Origin of the sequence: Pontibacter pamirensis (assembly GCF_010015475.1) — a bacterium.
GTDB classification, from domain to species: domain Bacteria; phylum Bacteroidota; class Bacteroidia; order Cytophagales; family Hymenobacteraceae; genus Pontibacter; species Pontibacter pamirensis.
This window is the reverse complement of record NZ_SSNI01000002.1, coordinates 11,988-30,604: the sequence shown is the minus strand read 5'-3', so window position 1 is coordinate 30,604 and position 18,617 is coordinate 11,988. Positions and strand designations below refer to the sequence as shown.

Below are 18,617 nucleotides of genomic sequence, written 5' to 3'. Positions count from 1 at the left end.
ATCCGTACAGATGGCTCCTTTTGCTTTATACCAGCATAAAAAAATGTGCGGTACCGTCTCCTGCTCTGACGCGGAAATCTATTCCATAATGTGCAGTTGGTAAGAGTTTCCGGACTTGCTTTCACAAAACTGTATTTTGTCATCTGCCAAAGGGAGGAGAGAAGCAGAACAAGAGATAAAGTGTAAATCTTTTCTGCTGCTATTGGTGATCCATTCTTTGGATGGTGCGTAATTTGCTTAGCAAGAGGAGGATAAAAGAATAGGAGGATGAGCAAATACAGTTTTATTTATACCCTGCTCCTGGCAGCGGCTGTGCTGTTTTCAGGATGCAAGCAAGCCAGCGATTTAAGGGCATTTACAGAAGCAAACTATAGCTTGCAGGAGGTGCATGACCTGCAGTTGAACGGTGTGGACGTGATGAAGAAGCGCGGCCCGAATGACTTTACCACCAGCGAAGGCGACAGCCTCTTAGCATCCATCTCCAATAATACACTGCGGGCCAGCACCACCTTATACCTGCAGGTACACATGCAGGAACCGGAAGAGGTGCGGCAAATGACCATTACAGAAATGAAGTGGCAACTGCTGGTAGACGGCGAAGAAACGCTGCAGGGCGTAGTGCAGGAGCCCATGCACCTGCACGATGGCCTCAACGAGCTCCCAATTCAAACATCTGTAACCATGACAGAAACAGAAGGTATGCGAAACTACGAGGGTCTCTCCAAACTGATGACGCTGCTCTCCCAGAAAAGGGACCTGCGCCAGAACTTAATCTTTCAGATTAAACCAACGGTGCAGACGCCGGTAGGGGAGGTGGAACTGCCAAAGTATATCACCGTGTCCGGGCCGAGGAGCAGTTGAGGGTTAGATAAATCAAGGTTAAGGAGACAAAAAATGTTTTATGGAATCAACAGAAATAGACATAATTCCTACAGTTCCTTCAGGAAAACTTGGAGACCTAAATGCTGACGTTTTCTATAAAGGAGTAAAATGTGAGATAAGATTAATTTCTGATAAAGATGCTTTGAAAGTAAATGCTTATAAATCTTTTAAAACCGATCTAGCAGAGTGTATTAACTATATTGAAGAGTATTAGAGTCAAACTTCTACAATAATCAAAACAGCCTTACTCAAAAGTTTGGTTATTACTTATGGAAGATGCTTTGCAGAATCTCAGGAGCGAAAGATAAAGTTAGAGCCTAATCATGTTTTCAAGAAATTTAAGAGCATTAACAATAAAGTTGCGCATAACTATATTATTGAATTAAGAAACAATCATATAGCTCATCATAGCGACAAGAATGCTGAAAATAACAAAATGTTTTTTGTTATTCCGCCTTTAATATGCCCAGACAAAAAACCAGTTATATTAACCACTTCCGGTAAAATAAAAGTAGATGCAATTTCGGATTTGACTATCTATGAAATTAAAGAAACAATCAAGTTTGTTTTAGAACATGTTACTGAACAGATTAACAGGTTCTTGGAAAAATTAAGAACTAGCCAATTTTGAGTTTATGCCTCTAATATTTTTTCAGTACCTACTGAAGCATAGTTTACTTGTTGAAAATTGGCTCTATTCATGAGCAAAGCAATATGATTATTCTTCAATTCATTAAATTTGCTATCATGTACTTAGGATTGGTCTCAACATCTTTGGCCATGTCCCGCTTAACTAACAGGAGAATCCGCATCCGTACGAAACTCCGTGGCTCCAGTATCCAGAAACCAGGCATGAGCACTTGGGACATCACCAAAAAATTGCATTTCAAAAGGGAAAACGTCTCTGGCTTTGTCCATCATATCTTCCAGAATGATTTTGCTGTGCAGATCCTTCGGTTCAATAAACGCCATCTTCCTGATGAAGGAATCTTTTGCAAGCAAGGGAGCAGATACTTCATTCGCCCATATCTGATCTGCTGTCGTAATAATGCCGCTCTCCCGGTTGTTCACCAGCCAGAAAAGCAGTTGCTTCTCTATAGCAACTTCGGTAGCGAGGGAGAGGCCGTGGCGGTAAATAGCAGACGGTACAACGCCAGAAGCTTGTATTACGAGAAGTTTAAGGGAAGTATTAGTGTATACTTTTAGTTCGGGTGTGTCGAGATAAACTGTTATTTCCTGAGTTGTTTCCAATTGCTGTAGGCGGATATTGATAAATTGGCAACAAGATACTGCTTTCATGCATAACCTGCAAAAGCCGGATACTCTCAGGAAGTTCTTGGCTCAGCCATGCCCTTGTGCCTTTCTTTCATTGCACTTTTCTGACCCACAACCTGCCCCAGCAACAAACCGGTTATACTTCCAGCCAGTCCATACAGCATCGGGTTCACCTCGGGTTCGAAGTATAAAGCCAGCAGCCATACCCCCATCCCGGCAAGCATAGAAACAATAGCAGCAGTTGAATTTGTCTTGCGCCAGAACATGCCTGCCACCAGCGGCACAAAAAGGCTCACTAGGCTCAGCGCCGACGATTCGCTCACCAGTTCATAGATATTGCTGCGCAGCAGCGCCATCGTCAGAGAGACTGCCGCTACCACTAACACACTGAAACGGGAGAGGCGCAGCAACTGTGTATCTGTCACGTTCTTCAGCAGCGGGCGCAGCATATTCTCGCTCAGAATAGAGGCAGGAGCCAGAATACCGCCGCTGGCCGTGCTGATAATGGCGGAAATAAGCGCTCCGAAGAAAAGCACTTTTACGAGCATTGACGACGACTGCAGGATAAGCCCCGGCACCAGCAACTGCGCGTCCTGCTGCATCAGTCCGGGGTGCAGATGTTTGGCATAGAGAGCCAGCAGCAAGGGTATAAATGCCACTGTCAGGTACAGGAATCCGGCACTAACAGATGCTGCCACCGCCACCCGCTCCGACTTAGCCGACATCACCCGCTGAAACACGTCCTGCTGCGGAATAGAGCCAAGTCCGATGGTAATCCAGAGGCCGAAGTAGTTTAGCCAGCTAACAGCGCCGCGCTCTTTAGGTACAAACTGGAAGAAGTTATCTGGCAGCCCTGCTGTAACCTCCTGCCACGGGACCTGCCGCAGCAGGTCCCAGCAGATAAAGACCAAGCCGCCGATAATCATCACCGTTTGCACAAAGTCTGTGATGGACACAGACCACATGCCGCCCATAAAAGTATAGCCAATCACGATGCCGCTGCCTATCAGAATGCCGGCTACGGTGGAGATACCGAATACCTGGTTCATCACAATACCCAGTGCCACCATCTGCGCGGCAATCCAGCCGAAGTAGGAGATAACCATGAAGAAGGCGGCAATCTGCTCGGAGGTTTTACCGAAACGTACCCGGTAGTAATCACCCAGTGTGAGCAGGTTCATGCGGTAAAGCCGTTTGGCGAAGAAAAGTCCCACCAGCACCAGGCATAGTGCGGCTCCAAAAGGGTCTTCGATGACACCGAGTAAACCATGCGATGCAAACTCAGAGGAGGCACCCAACAAAGTTTCAGAACCAAACCAGGTTGCGAAAACAACGGTAGTGGAAATGTAAAACGGCAACCGGCGGCCCGCCAGCAGGAAATCAGTGGTGTTGTGCACACGGCGTGAGGCCCAGTAGCCAATGCCAATGTTAAAGAGCAGGTAGAGCAGCACAAACAGGACGAGCATAGCAAAAGGATTTTTCTGCTAAAATAGGAAGGAATGCTGAATGCATGGGGAATCCTGAGAACCGGGAATTAGGAAAAGCTTAAAAAAGGGGAATTAGGAAACCAGGTGAACACTTTGGCAAAATACTTGCTAATAAAATATCAGCTGAGAATTACCGTTTTACCTCTACAGCGCACATACTTACTCAAGAAACCAATCTATGATAAACATAAAGAAACTTGCCGTCATGACGGGACTGGTGCTAGCCCCGGTATTGGGGCAGGTAGCAACTGCTGCCATTCCCGCTGATGCTCCGGTTACTGATGTTACAGCGCCTGCTGATACCCGCGACATTGTGCAGGAAATTATTAACGTAGTGGGGTTAAAACCTCGCTTTGAACTTCGCCCCGCTGACATAGACAATGCCGCTGCCGTCGTTTATAACGGCAAACGCTACATCCTGTACAGCGACCGCTTTTTATCCAGCATTAACAACGCCGTACACACCGACTGGGGTGGCGTAAGCATCCTGGCACACGAAATCGGGCATCACCTGAACGGGCATACCTTGTCCAGAAGTGGCAGCAACCCGGAAGATGAGCTGGAGGCCGATGAGTTTTCAGGCTTTGTGCTGCGTAAAATGGGGGCAAGTATGGCAGAGGCGCAGGCCGCCATCGACCTGCTCTCTGAAGAAGAAAACTCCAGAACGCACCCTGGTAAAAGATACCGCTTAGCCGCCATCAGCAAAGGCTGGAAAAGCGCCAATGATCAGTTATTAGCTAGTGCCCAGGGGCCACAGCCGGACCAGCGTGCAATTGTGCCGAGCACCAGGCCTGCTGAACGCCAGGTGGCTTCTGCACAACAGCAGCGGTCTGCCACACAGCGCGTGTCTATGGATAGCCGCAGTGTGCTGACGCGGGTAAACTTTACCAAGGCTCCCCGTGAGCAGTTTTATGTGACAACCCGCCTGAACCTGGTGCATATGACTGAGGACGGCGTAAGAGTGATTGGGAAGCTGGCTAAAACAAACAACCCGGATTACCCTTATTATTTCCAGAGCAAGATGATGGATACTATCTTTGTAACCGATGAAGGTTATCTTGTGAATAAGCGGGGACAGCGGGTAGGGCACCTCTCATAAACCATCTTTTATAAGCAAAGGCCACATCTTCTATAAGGTGTGGCCTTTTGTTTTATGGGTAGTAAGGGTTTTTTCAATATATTGCTACTGAATTATTTTCCTGTCCTTAAAAATCCTACGATGCAATATTCAAGGTTATTCCTCCTCCTGCTTGCTTTTTCTCCCATACTACTCTCCTGCGATGAAGGCGGCTTGTGTCTCAAAGGGGAAGGAGATGTAGAAACACGTTCTCTGGATGTAGCGGATTTGGAAGGTATAAGGGTGGGTGGTAATTCGCGGGTGTTTATCCGGAAAGGATCACCGCAGCGGGTGGAAGTGAAGGGGCAGCCCAATGTGCTGGATGAGTTGGAAACAGAAGTCCGGGATGGTGTCTGGGAGGTTGGCTTGAATCGCTGCCTGCGCGACCACGACCCAGTGGAGGTATACGTGACCACACCAGAGCTTAACAAAGCTAGCGTAGGAGGGTCTGGATATGTGGAACTGGAGGACGTATTCGAAAGCAATGAGTTTGATGCCAGCGTCTCCGGGTCTGGTGACATAAAGCTGCGGCTGGCGGCTAACCGCCTGAACTCCCGCATTAGTGGCTCTGGCACAATTACTGCAGCAGGAGTAGCCACCCGGCACGATATTTCCATCTCCGGATCGGGCAGAAATAGTAGCCTCGACCTGACCACAAGGGAGGCTGATGTAGACATCTCTGGATCCGGTAGGGCAGAGCTAAATGTTGAAGACCGGCTGGATGTCGATATTAGTGGCAGCGGGCGCGTATATCATTGGGGTAACCCATCTATCAATGCCGATGTTTCCGGCTCAGGTAAGGTTATCAAAAAAGAAAGAGAATAGATTATGATAAAAAAGTGCGGAAAACACGCGCTGGTGCTGGCCCTGTTGGTGCTCAGCTTTGCGTGTAAAACCAAGAATGACGTAGAAGCATTCAAAGAGGCAGAATACAGTCTGAAAAGCGTAGACAGAGTAGAGGTGAATGGTGTAAATCTGCTAGAAAAAAAGAGTCCGCAGGATTTTTCTTTTAGTGAGGCAGCGAAGTTGTTTTCGGCTTTCTCTGACAATAACCTGAATGCCACCTCTACCCTTGGCCTGAATGTAAGCCTGGGCGAAGGCCAGGAGGACCGCACCATGACGGTGACGCAGCTCAAGTGGCAGTTACTGGTTGATGACCAACAGGCGATGAGTGGTCTGGTGAGTGAGCCTGTGGAGCTCCGAAACGGCTTAAACACTGTTACACTGCGTTCTCCCTTGAAACTGACAGAAGAGAATGGTCATCCTAACCTGAACAACCTGCTGCAACTGGCAACGCTCCTGAACCAGGACAAAACAGCCCGTCCGAAAGTAACGCTGCAGATAAAGCCTACCATCCAGACGTCCTTAGGTCCAATTGAGCTCCCTTCTTTTATCAACATAAAGGACTAATTAGAAGCCAGACATTAGCGCTGTCTTTTTTTATGTGCTGTAATTATACTTTAGGAACATCGATATGTTTGTGTTAACAAAGAAATTGATATCCTAGTATGCCTAAGTTGAACAGATTAGGGGTTATAGATTTGTACTTGTCAATATGTGCTGTTTTCCTGCAATCTATAGGGTGAAAAATAGAGTAACTTTAGTTTAGGTTCGCCGTAGCTGGCATACTCCTTGTATAAGTTGTAATAACGATATTATCGAAATTGTAACGAAAGCAAGAAGATGAAAGATAATGCAAAGCAATATAACGACCTTCAGGTACAGTTTAATGTGACCCGAACCTATATACGCCAAGGCTGGATTCCTATCGTCGTGCAAATAACAAAAAAAGAAAGTAGCGACTGGCAGTTGAACGGGCAGCCTATGCCGCACCAGAGGCCCGGCAGCAGAAACATAAGGAGAAAGCAGAGTTGGGTAGCCTGGCCACAAATCTAAGGTGAAGCTTATGGCGAACACAGCCACGAGTACTACTTTAGTGTTTTAAAGAACAATCATGAAAAAAATCCTTGCCTTGTCTCTTATAGTTGCTATGCCCCTGATAAGTATGGCGCAGCGCCCGGAGCTGAATAAAGAACAGCTGTTGAAAGATGTAGAAGTGCTTTCTTCAGACGCATTGGAAGGGCGTTTAAGTGGCACGAAAGGCAATAAAATGGCGCAGGAGTATATTCAGCAGCGCTTTAAGCAGATAGGCCTTACGCCGTTTGGGCAGGACTTTAAGCAGCACTTCCGGCTGGAGTCGAAGCGGCTGGTGGTGGAGCAGGCAACCAATCTGGTGGGCTATATCCCGGGAAAGTCAGATAAAGCCATTGTTGTGACTGCGCATTACGACCATGTGGGCCAACGGGATGGGGAAATTTACAATGGCGCCGATGACAATGCTTCCGGCGTGGGAGCACTGCTGGCGGCGGCAGCGCACTTTGCTAAAAGCAAACCGGAACATACCCTGATTTTTGTGGCACTTGATGGGGAAGAACTAGGCTTGCAAGGGGCAAAAGCTTTTCTGGAGAACCCACCCATCCCTCTGCAAAACATGCTGCTGAATGTGAACATGGATATGCTGAGCATTAACGACAAAGGTGAACTCTATGCCAGCGGTGCCTATCACAACCCGCAGTTAAAGCCGTACCTGGAGCAGGTAAAGCCGCAGCCGCAGGCAAAACTGCTGCTGGGCCACGATCAGCCGGAACAAGGCCACGACGACTGGACTTCGCAGTCGGACCATTACCAGTTTCATAAACGGAACATACCCTATGTATACTTCGGTGTAGAAGACCATCCGCATTATCATAAACCCACAGATGGTTATGTGAACGTTAACACAAAGTTTTACCCGAATGCTGCGGCTCTCGTGATTGATTTTATCAGCCTGATGGATGCTAACCTGGACAAGACGGCTCCCCATAAATAGTAAATATAAGAGAAATCATAAAGGCAGGTATCTACTCCTTCACGAGATTTGATACCTGCCTTTATGATTTGTTGAGCCATACATAATTAAAGTAAAGTTATCTGGAGCTATCTAAGACAGCTGTGTTTGGAATAGCGGCGGATAAGTTTTTAATTCAAGATTCCAAAGAACAAGGTTTAACTCCTGCCTTCCTTTTCAAGTATAAAAGCAGATAATTTTTGCCTTCGAATTAAGATAAACGTAAATACAGAGACAAATTCTTTTTGGCGGAAAAATAAGCTTCTACAAACAATCGACCCTCACCTATGAATGGTAAATTTTACCCTTTTCTCTTTTGCTGCTGTCTGACGCTCTTTAGCTTGAATATTGCTGAAGCCCAGACTATGCTGAATAAGAGAAAAGCAGTTAGTAAAGTGCCTGATGAGCGCGGTGTCGTACTTGCTGTTGGCGGTGGTTTGGCTGCTGTCAGAAGTGATATATGCGGTGGGCCAGACTGCAACAGGTTCGGACCAAACGTGAGCCTGGGGGCGCTTTATTACCTGACGAATTACCTGGGAGTTAGCGGCAGCATCGATTATCTGCGTTTAGGTGCAACGGAAGGAGCGCGGCAGCGCCCTTTAAATATTTCCTTCCGTTCAGAAGTGGTAGAAGTGACAGGAACCGTCGTGATAAACCTGCTGGACAGCTACGCTGGCAGTGGGGGCTATCGCTCCTTGCGCAAGCGCTTCCTGGTGCCGTATTTACGGGCTGGCGCGGGTATAGTGTATTATACACCCACCTCGTACCCGGGCCAGGGAAAGCTAAACGAGTCTCAGACTACGTATGAACCGGCGCAAAAGTATCCTGCCATTGCCGCTGTCATTCCCTTCGGAGGAGGCCTTCGCTTTCGCATTAACAAGGAGTTCAGCATAGCACCGGAACTCATCTACCACATCACCACCACCGACTATCTAGACAACATCGGACCAGAACTGGGAAACGCTCAAAGGGATGACCACTATGGCATTGCCGCAGTAAAAGTGCTGTACACACCCGCGCTCCGGAACAGGCTCTTCTCCCGGAAATAATATTGCAAGTAGCTTCTTCAGCAACTTTAGTTTTAACTACTGTGCTTTGGCTGCCGTAGAGAAAAGGCGGAAGTTGCTGCCTTTGCGGGCGTGGCAATCCTGACAACATCTAAACAACCCCAAAATGAAAACAGACGACAAAAATAAACTGTGGTGGCTGGCAGCTGGTGCAGGAGCCCTGATGGCAGCGAGAGCTGTTATAAGAAAATTAGGTGCTTATGATTTCAATCATAAAGTAGTGCTGATTACGGGTGGTTCGAGAGGTCTTGGCCTGGTGATGGCACGGCAGCTGGCTGCAGAAGGTGCCCGCCTGGTGCTCTGTGCCCGCGACGAGTTTGAACTGGAAGATGCCCGCATGGAACTGGCAGGCAACGGCGCTGACGTGCTGGTGCAGAAATGCGACGTGACGGTGGCGCAGGAAGTAAACGATATGATTACGAATGTGCAGAATGAGTTTGGGCCAATTGATGTGCTCATCAACAACGCCGGAATTATACATGCCGGTCCCGTGGCTGAAATGACCTTGCAGGACTTTGATGAAGCGATTAACACACATTATTGGGGGCCTATTCACACAATTATGGCGGTGCTGCCGAGTATGAAAGCGCGCGGCGGAGGCCTTATTCTGAATGTGTCTTCTATAGGAGGGAAAATAAGCGTGCCACATCTTGTGCCTTACAGTGCCAGCAAGTTTGCGCTGACGGGGCTATCGGAGGGGCTGCGGGCTGAGCTAATGAAGTATAACATCAACGTAACCGTTGCTACACCAGGTCTGATACAGACTGGGAGCCCACGGCATGCCATTATTAAGGGCCAGCATAAAAAGGAATACGCGCTATTCAAAATTATGGATTCCACCCCCTTTATTTCTATGAGCGCTGAGGCTACGGCCAAAAAGATACTGGATGCCCTGCGCTTTGGGGATGCCCAGGTAACTACAACGCTTCCTGCTAAACTAGGTGCTATGCTGCACGGCCTGTCACCTGAGTTGATGACAGACATCTTTGGCATGGTGAACAAATTCCTGCCCGGAGAAGGCGGCATCGGGAAGAACAGGGCGAAAGGCTATGAGAGCGAAACAGACCTGTCGATGTCACCGCTGACGAAGCGGACGCAGCAGGCAGCGCAGCGTAACAATGAGTTGTAGCTTTATAAGATTTAAAATTTAAAGTTGTCGGTGCCGTACCCTTGGCAGGACACAGGAAAACAATGGAAATTAAGAAAAGAGAAAGAGCCTATGACGGCTACTTTAAAATTAACAAATTAACCGTAGAGCAGGAAGGGCAGACCTTTACACGGGAGCAGTTTAATCGCGGCAATGCCGTATGTGCGCTGGTTTATGATACCGGAGCTCAAGAATACATTCTCACAAAGCAGTTCAGGGTAGGGGCAGAGTCGGAACTGGTAGAAATTGTGGCAGGTATGATTGATGAAGGAGAGGCGCCGGAGCAAAGCATCCGGAGAGAGATAGAAGAGGAAATTGGCTACCATGTAAACAAGCTGGAGCACCTGTATACTTTTTACTCTTCGCCGGGCGGCGCAACAGAAAAAGTAACCTTGTTCTATGCGGAGGTATCAGAGCAGCACGCAACGGGTGGCGGAAGCGCGCATGAGAACGAGTACATAGAGATAGTGCGGTACTCGGTGCAGGAACTGGAAAAGTTAGAAACCTACGATGCTAAAACCATCATCGCGCAGCAATGGGTAAAGCTGCAGCAGAAGTAAGAAGTTTAGTAACCAAAGCCTGCAAGCCTGGCACATGCCAGCTTTGCAGGCTTTGGTTTGTTTTACCTCTCTGCGCTGCCCTGCAGCATATCCATTGTGTCGGCGCTTCCCTCCAAGGCCAAGTACTCGGCCTGTAAGGTGCGAATCTTTAGCCTGTCGCTGGTTCGCAGTTCGCCTTCCAGTTGGCGGCGGCGCTGGTTAAGTTGGCTGTACACGTAGTCTACGTAGTCCCAGTCGTCCTGTGACCAGTTGCGGCGCTTGGCTCTCACTTCACCCATAAAGGTGAGGTATGCCTCCCGGATGTTCTCAGGTTGTATGGTGTTAAGGTTGTCGTAATCATCCAGAAGTTGGTCCTGCCACTCCGTCACTTTAGCAGGGTCAAGCGGTTGCTGCTGGCGACGTTCCTGCCGGTCTTCCCAACGCTCATAACGGCTCTGTAAAATTCTGAACTCTTCTTTCGACTGCTCCGAAAGGCTGTCAAATTTCTGCTCCAGCTTAACGTTGCGTTCGCGTAGCTCTTCCCGAACCTGCGGCCATTCCCGGCGTATAGCCGTGTCTCCCCGTTCCGTCTGCCTGTTTAACCAGGCCCTGAACTCCTCTAGCTCATCTTCCGCTGTGTTGCCGGTTTTTATTACCCGGGCTGTGTCTTCCGTTTCTGCTGTATCCACTGTTATCTCTTCCGTTGTTTCAACCTCGCGGCGGCTTTCGCAGTTCCAGAGGGCAAAGCTTAAGCAGAGTATAGCTGTATATCTTACTGTTGAGTTTAAAGTATCCATAGTTATATCAAGTAAAAGAAAAATTCTTTTGCCTTATGTACGAAAAGAGCTTCTTTTAGATAATTAACGGCTAGCTATGGGATTTAGTCCTGGGATAATCGGTTTATCTTTGCTGATGCCATCGCCATAGGAGTAATACTTATTCACGGTAACCGGCAGTTTACCCCGCGCCGGTATTTTACCGAAGATTAGTTTTGCCGCTGCTTCCTGTGCATGAAAGTGCGGCTGGTAAGCCAGTATCAGGCCCTGGCTTTTTTCAATGCCCGGAAACTGGTTCAGCGCATAGGCATTATCGAAGAGGGTTATAACAGCCTTGTTGGAGCTTGCCAGTTTTTGCACCAGTTCTCTGGCTTCTTTGGAATAACCGAGGTTATTGCTCGGCCGGATGCTGGGCCCATATAGTCCCACCAGCACCACATCATACTGCTGTAGTTTCTGCCAAAGTTTCTTGGTTTCCTTCGCCTTGGCTTTGCGCGAGATAATAAAATCAGTGGTTGTGGCTCGTTCTTTTACTTCCCGCTGAAAAGCCATCGTACGCCTGGCACCTATTGCGACAGTAGCAATACGAAGGCCGCGCTTTTGCCTCAGTGGTACTATATTTTTTTTATTGTTCAGGAGGGTTAAGGCTGCTTCGGCAATGGCGCGGTTCGTACTGTCTGCTGCCACAGGGTTCAGGTCCTGGTACAGGTTGCTCAGGTCAATAGGGGTATAATTATCCAAGCCTACCCATTGTTTGGCAGTCAGTATACGCTTGCAACGGCGGTCTATTTCACCCTGAGTTATTTCGCCACGTTCGATGGCTGCCTGTATGGCTTTGATGGCAATGGGAACGCTGTTCAAACGTTCTAATACATCATTGCCTGCCACAAGAGCACGTGCCTCCGCCACACCAGGTTCAAAATACTTGGTCACACCCTTCATCACCATAGCATCAGTAAATATGAGCCCATCGAATCCCAGTTCTTTTTTTAGCAGCCCTGTTACAATAGGTTTAGATAAGGTGGAGGGCAGGTTGGCGCTGGAATCGAGCTGCGGGATGTGCATATGGGCCACCATCACGCCACCTACTCCATGGTTGATCAGCTCCTGAAACGGGTACAACTCCATGGAGTCCAGGCGCTCCCTGTTAAATGGGATTACAGGCAGGTCAAGGTGCGAGTCTACATCCGTGTCACCATGCCCGGGAAAGTGTTTGGCCACGGCAATGATATCATTTTCCTGCATACCCCGCATAAAAGCCAGACTTTTTGCCGTTACATCCAGCCGGTTTTCCCCGAAAGAGCGGTAGCTGATAATCGGGTTGTTGGGGTTGTTGTTGATGTCTGCAACAGGGGCAAAGTTTACATGCATGCCGAGCCGCCTGAACTCATATGCCACCTGTGCCCCCATACTATGAATCAGGCCATTGTCGGCCACGGCACCGAGCATTTGCTGGAAGGGGTACTGTACAGTGCTGTCGAGCCGCATTCCAATACCTGTTTCGGCATCCATCGAAATCAGCAAGGGCACTTTGGAGGCTGCCTGATATTTGTTGGTGAGGATAGCCTGTCGCACCGGCCCTCCCTGGAAGAAGATAATGCCCCCTACCTTATACCGCTCTATTAAGTTAAGCACATCAGCCTCATATTTAGGCCCCTGATCCGAAAACGCCTCTATCACAATGAGCTGTGCAATGCGCTCATTAGGGGTGAGAGTGTTGAAAACAGAATCGACCCAGAATGAGGAGGAGTCTTGCAAAGCGGAAATCAGGGAGGTTGGCCGCACATACGCTTCCCGCGCTGCAGGTCGTTCCATAGGGAAGAATATACGCTTATCCTCAGCATATGTCCGTTGGCCGGTGTCTGAGCTTTCGCAGGCAAACAGCAACAGCGGCAGCAATGCCAGCGTTATCCTGCATAAACTTCGTTTAGCAGGATATAATATACAAAACTTATGCATCTTTACTCTTTAACGCCAGTTGCTCTTATTTAACTCCACCTGTTACTACAATCTTTTACAATGTATTGCATTGTTACTGCGCTTTAAGCTAAAGCAGGTGCGATGAACAACACCGCCCGTTTTAAGCGTACAACTAAGCCAATACAGTACGTTAAATTACAGTAGTAGGTAAAGTGAATTGTACTGCTTTTTGTTCATTAACTTTATCTTTCACAAAAATACCGGAGATTTTACACTCCTTCATTAATTGTCTATGCCAACACTTCTATCTGAAAGAGATACTTTTAATGATTTGCAGGATCAGGAGGTGCATTTCGGCTACAGCTTTTTGCCTGGTATTCTGTTTGTGGCGCTTCTGGTGCTCATAAGTCTGCTAAGTTACCTGACAGGTGCCAGCATAAGTTGGCTCGGAGTACTGCCGCGTAATTTCTTCGGGTTGATTGGTGTGGTAACAGGCCCCCTCATTCATAGTGGCCTGCTGCACCTGCTCTCCAACTCATTTCCGCTTGTGCTGTTGTCGGGATTCATCCTCTTCCTGCACCGCCGCACGGCTCCCCGTGTTATACTCTTGATATATGTCCTGAGCGGTATCCTGACATGGTTCATTGGTCGCCAGGCGTATCATATAGGAGCGAGTGGGGTAGTATACGGGTTGGCGGGTTTCCTGCTGTTTAAAGGTTTCCTGCAGCAGAACCGCAGCTCCATGGCGGTTTCGCTGGCAGTGCTCTTCTTGTATAGCGGCCTGTTTTACGGACTTTTCCCGAACGAGGAGCATGTGTCGTGGGAGGGGCACATTGCCGGATTGATCGCCGGCCTGGCAGCGGCCATTGTGTATCCGGAAGGCAATAAGCAGCCGGCAGAACAGAAGCCTATAGAGCCTGGAGTTGTTCAGCGGCACATGAGCAACACGATGGGGGCTAATTACCACTATTTTGGGGTACATTATGCAGTCCGGGAGCAAAAGAAGGAAACAAACACCTATACCTACACCCTGAACGCTGCCACGGGTGCAGCAAAAATGCCAACCAAGCGCACCTCAGTTTCGTCTAAGAGATGGAAATAAGGGATCAACAAGAAGAATGGCTGAAGAGGAAAAATTCCAGAAAAGACATAAAAAGGAAGCGTCTGAGCATACTACCGGACACAGACGGGGAGACTATAATCATCCGCAACCGGAGAAGGAGCCTGCAAAGGTGGAGGAGGACAAGCATAAAGGTGAGGGCAAGCCAAAAGATGAAGATGAGTTTAAGCAGAGCAAGTGGCCGCTGGTTGTTACAGGTATCATCATTGCGGCTTTGATAGCTTCTTATTTTATTTTCCCGGGCTTCCAGCAGGAGGTAAACAATGGCTGGGATGTGCTGACAAGCGGTGATGAGCAGCGCATTTCAGAATGGGTAAGCCAGTTTGGATTCTGGGGGCCCTTCTTTATCATTTTAGCCATGGTTGCCCAGATGTTCCTGCTGGTTATTAATGCGGTGGCCCTCATGCTGGTAGCCATTATCGCTTACGGGGCCTTTTGGGGATCCATTATTGCCATTGCGGCGGTGGTGGTAGCCTCTACCATCGGTTACTGGATTGGGCATGGTCTGGGAGAGGTTGGCGTGAGCAAACTGATTGGCCGGAAAACAGAAAAGAAAGTAACTAATTTTGTCGATAACTACGGGGTATGGGCGGTTGTAATAGCCCGAATCTCGCCTTTCCTGTCGAATGATGCGGTGAGTTTTGTGGCTGGCCTGGCCCGAATGGGGTATATCAAATTTATGGTGGCCACACTGGCAGGCATTGTGCCCCTCACTATCCTGCTTGCCTGGCTTGGGGAGAACAATGAGCGATTAAAGACCGGTTTAATATGGGTCTCTGTTGTCAGTCTCACGGCTTTTATTGGGTACGTTGTTTATGACAAGTACATCAAGAAGAAGTAAGACGGGCGTTCAGGCCTGTAAATAATTACGCTTGAACCACACCTCTTCTTTCATTATTTTTTCTTCTGCCTTTATTGTTCGTCAGGTTGTGCCTATCATCTCTTTTGGTAAAGGTGATAAGAGCTTGTATGTGTTCCACAGATAAAGTTATAATTACAGTTATTTTTTATACCCAAACCCCTCCAACTGCATCCACTTCTTTTCATGAAAAATCTGAAGCAGGGGCTTCTATATATGGTTATTCTATTGTAAGGTTTATATAAAATATTATTAAAATAATAATGTAGGGTTAAAATGCGTAAAAAGCCATTCTGAAGCATCTGTCGCGGCAAAATATAACCATTCTTTTTTCCTGTCGTTAAACCGGGTTGTTGTTATAAAAAACAATGTTCCACGAAAAGGATAAATATGTTTAGAACAAAATTACTCGCCGCCTTATTCTCTATTGTGTTGGCTGTGGCTGAAGAATTTTCCTTCTTTAACGAAGCATCCTCTGCACCGAAAATCGAAGAAAATGAGCAAAAGCTCACTTGGCATCTAAAAGCACCTGAACGCACAGTCACAGAAATCAAAACGCCGGAACCCGAGGAGCCACCGCTTGAAACCTTCACTGTTTCCGCCTCTGTTTATCATCCTGTGCCGGGCCAAACTGACTCTACTCCATTTATTACTGCAGATGGGTCCCGCATTAACAAAAACAACCCTAAGAAGCATCGTTGGATAGCCGTATCCCGGGATCTGCACAGCCGTTGGGGCGGAGACATCAGCTACGGCGATTCTCTTCAGATAACAGGAGTTTCCGACGAACTGGATGGCCTGTATATAGTGCGTGATGTAATGAACCGCCGGATCCGCAAGCAAATCGATATACTGGTGGGGGAGCACGATAAAGTAATGGGCTTCTGGAAAGATGTTGAAATAGCTAAGCTCAATTAAATACCAATATTATATACCTGAACGAACTGTTGCCTGCACCGTACCTTATGCAGTCTCCGTTGCTTCCAAAGCAAGAGATGCTTCTGATGTAACGTGAACGTATGGCGAAAGAACATCCGCAGAAAGGTACTGTAAAGCAGGAACTGGAGAAGGAGCGTAATGAGCTGCTGAACAGGCTGCAGGATGCACTGGAACTGCCCATGGTAGTACTTGGCTTTATCTGGCTGGTGCTGTTGGTAGTAGAGTTTATCTGGGGCTTAAGCCCCGTGCTGCAGCTTATCAGCACCGTTATCTGGATATTGTTTATCCTCGATTTTATCCTCAAATTCGTATTGGCGCCCCACAAGCTGCTGTTTCTGCGCCATAATGTGTTAACTACCATTTCACTGGCTGTGCCCGCCCTGCGCCTGTTCCGCATTACAAGGGCTTTCAGGCTCATCAGCACCGTAAGGGCTACCAGAGGGCTGCGATTGGTGAAAGTAGTGGGCTCCATCAACAGGGGCATGCGCAGCCTGGGCAAAGCCATGAAACGCCGCGCCTTTGGCTATGTAGCAACGTTAACCCTTGTCGTAATTACTGTGGGAGCGGCGGGGATGTATGCCTTTGAGAATGAGTATGGACTGAAATCTTATGGAGAAGCCGTTTGGTGGACGGTGATGCTGCTTACTTCCATTGGCAGCGATTACTTCCCCGTAACACCGGAAGGGCGCGTGCTCTGCCTGCTACTGGCCATGTATGGCTTTGCCGTATTCGGCTATTTTACGGCTACCTTAGCCACTTTCTTTATAGACCGGGATGCTGGCAGCGACGATGCAGAAGTAGTGGGAGCAAAGCAGGTAAAGGCGCTGCAGCAGGAGATAAGGCTGCTCCGGGAGGAGTTGCAGACCATGCTGCATCAAAATGGAGGAACACCGAATCAGAACAACACCCCACCAGAAGTATGACGGCTTTAGAAGATTGCTTAATTTTGGTTTTTACAGACTGAATAATTCTGCTCATGACACACGAAGAAGCCGTAGAAGTACTGAACAGCATGACTAAGAGCGAAAGCCTCCTGCGCCACGCCCGCACAGTGGAACTGGTTATGCAGGCTTACGCGACTAAGTTAGGAGAGGATGAAAACAAGTGGGCAATTGCCGGCCTGCTTCATGATGCTGATTATGAAGCTTATCCGGATCAACACCCCAATGTAATTGTAAACCTGCTGCGGGAGCGTGGGGAGGAAGAAGTAGCACACGCTATCTCAGCACATTATACCCACTGGGGCGTAAGCTATGATAATTTACTTGATAAAGCTCTAATTGCCTGCGACGAGATTACGGGTTTTGTTGTGGCCTGTGCGCAGGTAAGGCCTGACCGCCTGCAGGGGCTGGAGGTGAAATCGGTTATAAAGAAGCTGAAGCAGAAAAGCTTTGCGGCCTCCGTAGACCGGGAGGAAGTACGCAAAGGAGCAGAATTATTCAGGGTAGACCTAGCCGAGCATATCGGATTTATCATTCAGGTGCTACAGCAGCACCAGGAGGAACTCGCGCTGCAGCTCCAGGCTAGCAGCACATAAAATTAATGAGCAGGGGCAGTTACTGATTCTGTTACAGTAGCTGTCCCTTTTGCCTTATATATCCTTAAACTGTACACCCGCTGCTGTAGCATAACGTGCTCATTTCTGTGCCTGTTAAGCCTTTGTTTCCTTTCATCACTTGCTTATGAATTGGTTCTTTGGGAGGTCGTGTTTTATTGCAATACCAAACCCGGAGAAGTATAGCTAATTTGGCAATCATAGCTGCTTCTCCTGCTTTACCACCGCTTTTCGATATTCCTCTTCCTGAGGTAATAAATGCGGAACAAATATTAGAGCAGCGGTGTTGTGTTTGTACATTAAATGTATATACATATAATTCGTATTTATATACCGTATAAAGGAAAAGAGGCTTCAGTATTTTGCGCTTTTCTTTACATGAAATTCAAGAGATAAAACTATGATATCAACAGAGAAAAAAATTGCAATACATAACCTGATTGAGGAGCGTTGGAGCCCCCGCGCTTTCGAAAATAAATCAGTAGACGAAGAGCAGTTAAAGGCTCTTTTTGAGGCAGCACGTTGGGCACCATCTGCTATGAACGAGCAGCCGTGGCGATTTATTTACGCCGTCAAAGAAGACAAAGAGAACTTTAATCGCCTGTTCAGTTGCCTGGTAGAGGGTAATAGCTGGGCAAAAAATGCATCTGCCTTGTTCATCAGCGTGGCTAAGAAGAACTACGATCATAATGGTAACCCCAATGGTGTTGCGCTGCATGACCTGGGGCTGGCCACTGGTAACCTGCTGTTGCAAGCCACTGATTTAGGACTGCACGTGCACCTGATGGGAGGTTTTAAAGCAGATAAAGCACGGGAGGTGCTGGGTATTCCCGAAGGCTTTGAGCCTGTGTCAATGGGTGCTGTCGGCTATGCAGGTGATCCGGAAACCCTTCCTGAAAACCTGAAAGCACGTGAGGTGGCACCCCGCAAGCGTAAGCCCCTGAATGAAATTATTTTTAAAGGAGAATGGAAGCAGTATTAAAGATATTAAAGTGTAGTGTTTTGTGATTGTGTAAGAGCGCCCCGGCAAATGCCGGGGCGCTTCTG

21 protein-coding genes are annotated in these 18,617 nt (G+C 47.9%); 17 read left to right on the top strand and 4 right to left on the bottom strand.

Going from position 1 to position 18,617, the window contains the following annotated elements; all coding sequences use genetic code 11:
• Positions 1–267: 267 nt before the first annotated feature.
• The 3 genes from E1919_RS02975 to E1919_RS02965 are packed head-to-tail and all read left to right on the top strand — an operon-like array spanning position 268 to position 1,513.
• Positions 268–861, top strand: coding sequence for a hypothetical protein (locus E1919_RS02975; protein ID WP_162051852.1), 594 nt, complete (start codon positions 268–270; stop codon positions 859–861).
• A gap of 40 nt (positions 862–901) precedes the next feature.
• A complete protein-coding gene (locus E1919_RS02970; RefSeq protein ID WP_162051851.1) occupies positions 902–1,096 on the top strand; it encodes a hypothetical protein in 195 nt (64 codons plus the stop codon).
• 42 nt (positions 1,097–1,138) lie between these two features.
• The gene (locus tag E1919_RS02965) at positions 1,139–1,513 is read left to right on the top strand and encodes a hypothetical protein (protein ID WP_162051850.1); all 375 of its coding nucleotides are present in this window, start codon (positions 1,139–1,141) and stop codon (positions 1,511–1,513) included.
• Positions 1,514–1,671: 158 nt separating this feature from the next.
• Here E1919_RS02965 and E1919_RS02960 read toward each other — a convergent pair whose 3' ends face one another.
• Both E1919_RS02960 and E1919_RS02955 read right to left on the bottom strand, forming a co-directional pair.
• Positions 1,672–2,133, bottom strand: coding sequence for a hypothetical protein (locus E1919_RS02960; protein ID WP_162051849.1), 462 nt, complete (start codon positions 2,131–2,133; stop codon positions 1,672–1,674).
• Positions 2,134–2,207: 74 nt separating this feature from the next.
• Positions 2,208–3,623, bottom strand: coding sequence for a high affinity choline transporter 1 (locus E1919_RS02955; protein ID WP_162051848.1), 1,416 nt, complete (start codon positions 3,621–3,623; stop codon positions 2,208–2,210).
• A 199-nt stretch (positions 3,624–3,822) separates the two neighbouring features.
• Here E1919_RS02955 and E1919_RS02950 point away from each other — a divergent pair, with 199 nt between their 5' ends.
• The 8 genes from E1919_RS02950 to E1919_RS02915 all read left to right on the top strand — a co-directional run bounded on the left by E1919_RS02950 (position 3,823) and on the right by E1919_RS02915 (position 10,422).
• Positions 3,823–4,743 carry a M48 family metalloprotease gene (locus tag E1919_RS02950; protein WP_162051847.1) on the top strand — a complete coding sequence of 307 codons (921 nt, stop codon included), beginning with the start codon at positions 3,823–3,825 and terminating at the stop codon, positions 4,741–4,743.
• Between the two features lie 120 nt (positions 4,744–4,863).
• A complete protein-coding gene (locus tag E1919_RS02945) occupies positions 4,864–5,586 on the top strand; it encodes a head GIN domain-containing protein (protein WP_162051846.1) in 723 nt (240 codons plus the stop codon).
• Positions 5,587–5,589: 3 nt separating this feature from the next.
• The gene (locus tag E1919_RS02940; protein WP_162051845.1) at positions 5,590–6,171 is read left to right on the top strand and encodes a hypothetical protein; all 582 of its coding nucleotides are present in this window, start codon (positions 5,590–5,592) and stop codon (positions 6,169–6,171) included.
• Between the two features lie 273 nt (positions 6,172–6,444).
• Positions 6,445–6,657: a hypothetical protein gene (locus E1919_RS02935; RefSeq protein WP_162051844.1), complete on the top strand. Its 213-nt coding sequence runs from the start codon at positions 6,445–6,447 to the stop codon at positions 6,655–6,657.
• A gap of 58 nt (positions 6,658–6,715) precedes the next feature.
• Complete coding sequence (locus tag E1919_RS02930; RefSeq protein WP_162051843.1) at positions 6,716–7,630, top strand: M28 family peptidase; 915 nt, start codon at positions 6,716–6,718, stop codon at positions 7,628–7,630.
• Positions 7,631–8,013: 383 nt separating this feature from the next.
• Complete coding sequence (locus E1919_RS02925; protein WP_162051842.1) at positions 8,014–8,697, top strand: outer membrane beta-barrel protein; 684 nt, start codon at positions 8,014–8,016, stop codon at positions 8,695–8,697.
• Positions 8,698–8,821: 124 nt separating this feature from the next.
• Entirely contained in the window at positions 8,822–9,844 is a 1,023-nt protein-coding gene (locus E1919_RS02920) for an SDR family NAD(P)-dependent oxidoreductase (protein WP_162051841.1), read from the top strand.
• Between the two features lie 62 nt (positions 9,845–9,906).
• Positions 9,907–10,422, top strand: a complete 516-nt coding sequence (locus E1919_RS02915) for an NUDIX domain-containing protein (protein WP_162051840.1) — start codon at positions 9,907–9,909, stop codon at positions 10,420–10,422.
• Between the two features lie 62 nt (positions 10,423–10,484).
• Here the strand turns inward: E1919_RS02915 and E1919_RS02910 are convergent, their stop codons facing one another.
• Together E1919_RS02910 and E1919_RS02905 are read right to left on the bottom strand one after the other, a co-directional pair.
• Entirely contained in the window at positions 10,485–11,198 is a 714-nt protein-coding gene (locus tag E1919_RS02910; protein WP_162051839.1) for a hypothetical protein, read from the bottom strand.
• Positions 11,199–11,261: 63 nt separating this feature from the next.
• A complete protein-coding gene (locus E1919_RS02905; protein WP_237143967.1) occupies positions 11,262–12,992 on the bottom strand; it encodes a glycoside hydrolase family 3 protein in 1,731 nt (576 codons plus the stop codon).
• 397 nt (positions 12,993–13,389) lie between these two features.
• On the opposite strand from E1919_RS02905, the gene E1919_RS02900 reads away from it, so the two are divergent.
• The 6 genes from E1919_RS02900 to E1919_RS02875 all read left to right on the top strand — a co-directional run bounded on the left by E1919_RS02900 (position 13,390) and on the right by E1919_RS02875 (position 18,552).
• Positions 13,390–14,199, top strand: a complete 810-nt coding sequence (locus E1919_RS02900; protein WP_162051837.1) for a rhomboid family intramembrane serine protease — start codon at positions 13,390–13,392, stop codon at positions 14,197–14,199.
• A 16-nt stretch (positions 14,200–14,215) separates the two neighbouring features.
• Positions 14,216–15,058 carry a TVP38/TMEM64 family protein gene (locus E1919_RS02895; RefSeq protein WP_162051836.1) on the top strand — a complete coding sequence of 281 codons (843 nt, stop codon included), beginning with the start codon at positions 14,216–14,218 and terminating at the stop codon, positions 15,056–15,058.
• A 408-nt stretch (positions 15,059–15,466) separates the two neighbouring features.
• A complete protein-coding gene (locus tag E1919_RS02890; protein WP_162051835.1) occupies positions 15,467–15,994 on the top strand; it encodes an RlpA-like double-psi beta-barrel domain-containing protein in 528 nt (175 codons plus the stop codon).
• Positions 15,995–16,095: 101 nt separating this feature from the next.
• The gene (locus E1919_RS02885; protein WP_162051834.1) at positions 16,096–16,938 is read left to right on the top strand and encodes a potassium channel family protein; all 843 of its coding nucleotides are present in this window, start codon (positions 16,096–16,098) and stop codon (positions 16,936–16,938) included.
• Between the two features lie 53 nt (positions 16,939–16,991).
• Positions 16,992–17,552: an HD domain-containing protein gene (locus E1919_RS02880; RefSeq protein ID WP_162051833.1), complete on the top strand. Its 561-nt coding sequence runs from the start codon at positions 16,992–16,994 to the stop codon at positions 17,550–17,552.
• 418 nt (positions 17,553–17,970) lie between these two features.
• Entirely contained in the window at positions 17,971–18,552 is a 582-nt protein-coding gene (locus E1919_RS02875; protein ID WP_162051832.1) for a nitroreductase family protein, read from the top strand.
• Positions 18,553–18,617 lie beyond the last annotated feature (65 nt).

Coding starts and splice junctions, on each gene's coding strand:
- E1919_RS02975 (WP_162051852.1), top strand. CDS start 268: ATGAGCAAATACAGTTTTATTTATACCCTGCTCCTGGCAGCGGCTGTG.
- E1919_RS02970 (WP_162051851.1), top strand. CDS start 902: ATGGAATCAACAGAAATAGACATAATTCCTACAGTTCCTTCAGGAAAA.
- E1919_RS02955 (WP_162051848.1), bottom strand. CDS start 3,623: ATGCTCGTCCTGTTTGTGCTGCTCTACCTGCTCTTTAACATTGGCATT.
- E1919_RS02950 (WP_162051847.1), top strand. CDS start 3,823: ATGATAAACATAAAGAAACTTGCCGTCATGACGGGACTGGTGCTAGCC.
- E1919_RS02945 (WP_162051846.1), top strand. CDS start 4,864: ATGCAATATTCAAGGTTATTCCTCCTCCTGCTTGCTTTTTCTCCCATA.
- E1919_RS02940 (WP_162051845.1), top strand. CDS start 5,590: ATGATAAAAAAGTGCGGAAAACACGCGCTGGTGCTGGCCCTGTTGGTG.
- E1919_RS02935 (WP_162051844.1), top strand. CDS start 6,445: ATGAAAGATAATGCAAAGCAATATAACGACCTTCAGGTACAGTTTAAT.
- E1919_RS02930 (WP_162051843.1), top strand. CDS start 6,716: ATGAAAAAAATCCTTGCCTTGTCTCTTATAGTTGCTATGCCCCTGATA.
- E1919_RS02925 (WP_162051842.1), top strand. CDS start 8,014: ATGCTGAATAAGAGAAAAGCAGTTAGTAAAGTGCCTGATGAGCGCGGT.
- E1919_RS02920 (WP_162051841.1), top strand. CDS start 8,822: ATGAAAACAGACGACAAAAATAAACTGTGGTGGCTGGCAGCTGGTGCA.
- E1919_RS02915 (WP_162051840.1), top strand. CDS start 9,907: ATGGAAATTAAGAAAAGAGAAAGAGCCTATGACGGCTACTTTAAAATT.
- E1919_RS02910 (WP_162051839.1), bottom strand. CDS start 11,198: ATGGATACTTTAAACTCAACAGTAAGATATACAGCTATACTCTGCTTA.
- E1919_RS02905 (WP_237143967.1), bottom strand. CDS start 12,992: ATGGAACGACCTGCAGCGCGGGAAGCGTATGTGCGGCCAACCTCCCTG.
- E1919_RS02900 (WP_162051837.1), top strand. CDS start 13,390: ATGCCAACACTTCTATCTGAAAGAGATACTTTTAATGATTTGCAGGAT.
- E1919_RS02895 (WP_162051836.1), top strand. CDS start 14,216: ATGGCTGAAGAGGAAAAATTCCAGAAAAGACATAAAAAGGAAGCGTCT.
- E1919_RS02890 (WP_162051835.1), top strand. CDS start 15,467: ATGTTTAGAACAAAATTACTCGCCGCCTTATTCTCTATTGTGTTGGCT.
- E1919_RS02885 (WP_162051834.1), top strand. CDS start 16,096: ATGGCGAAAGAACATCCGCAGAAAGGTACTGTAAAGCAGGAACTGGAG.
- E1919_RS02880 (WP_162051833.1), top strand. CDS start 16,992: ATGACACACGAAGAAGCCGTAGAAGTACTGAACAGCATGACTAAGAGC.
- E1919_RS02875 (WP_162051832.1), top strand. CDS start 17,971: ATGATATCAACAGAGAAAAAAATTGCAATACATAACCTGATTGAGGAG.